Genomic DNA, 987 nt, shown 5'->3' with positions numbered 1-987 from the left:
ACATTTCGCGCTCAAGAGTTCATGGTCTCCTGGAAACTCCGAAAGCTTCTAAGACAGGAGGCTCACGTCCCAAAGAACATGCCAAAGCAGCCATGTTGAAAGCGCGATCTTTGCAATTTTTGATCGGATTTGGTAACCAAGGCCGCACCCGCGCAAACCGTGCTTACGCGATTTTTTCAGCCGGATAGTAGATGCTCAGATCCATGTCCAACAGCTTCAGCACACGCTCGATTTGTGGATCCCGCAGTGTGGTTTTTAGATACCGCCACATTCCATCCACGCGAATGCGCGCCGTGATCATCCCGTCGAACATTTCGAGCACGGAGATTCCCGTCGGACGGAAGCTCTTGCGCTTGCCGGGCAGGATAAGCGGTTCTTCTTCCTGTCTCATCTTCTTGCGAAGAACGAACTCGAACGCGCTGTATAACAACAACGACAAGAGCATCACGTAGGAAAACGCCTTGACTCGGTCCACCCGGTGCAGGTAGATGGGACCCACATGGTATGGGCTCTTCAGGTAGCGGAATCGTCCCTCCACCTCGGCCTGCTCTTTGTATAGCCGAAGAACCGCTTCATCGGGCAGGCGCCTGTCGTCGCGAATGTCTGTGATGAGGACGAATGTCGCCTCTTTCTCTCGCCACGTCTGTATGGCCTGTTCGCTGGGAGGTGCAACCTCAACTCGCACCCGATGCCGCGTAACGGCCGGTGGGGCGGGCTCATCCTTGCGTGGCCGACCCCGTCGCGCCCGTTTCTGTTGTATCTGCTGGGCCTCTACCGCAGTATGAATGGAATGGAGTTTGTTGCGATGGGCTCGACAGAACGCCTCCGCAGCTGCCGTGGCGTCCTGTTCACATTCGTACAGAATCTTTTGCTGCGCGGCGGCCGCCTTCTCCAACTCTTTTCGCTCGCGTTCTAGTACGCCCGCCAGCTTGTGCTCTTTGCGCGCGTCCAGACTGCTCGAACGCACGACGACAAACCGGTATCTAC

The 987-nt window shown here is 56.3% G+C and carries 2 protein-coding genes; one reads left to right on the top strand and one right to left on the bottom strand.

Features of this window, described 5'->3' with window-relative positions; all coding sequences use genetic code 11:
* A partial coding sequence (locus tag ASH01S_RS19120) for a hypothetical protein (protein ID WP_217996366.1) occupies positions 1 to 188 on the top strand: 188 nt, incomplete at its 5' end.
* Here ASH01S_RS19120 and ASH01S_RS17605 read toward each other — a convergent pair.
* A partial coding sequence (locus tag ASH01S_RS17605; RefSeq protein WP_157067243.1) for an IS1634 family transposase occupies positions 164 to 987 on the bottom strand: 824 nt, incomplete at its 5' end. The two genes, ASH01S_RS19120 and ASH01S_RS17605, sit on opposite strands and share 25 nt — an antisense overlap.

The sequence above is a fragment of the Alicyclobacillus shizuokensis NBRC 103103 genome (genome assembly GCF_001552255.1).
GTDB classification, from domain to species: Bacteria; Bacillota; Bacilli; order Alicyclobacillales; family Alicyclobacillaceae; genus Alicyclobacillus_G; species Alicyclobacillus_G shizuokensis.
This window is presented reverse-complemented; position numbering and strand designations above follow the sequence as displayed.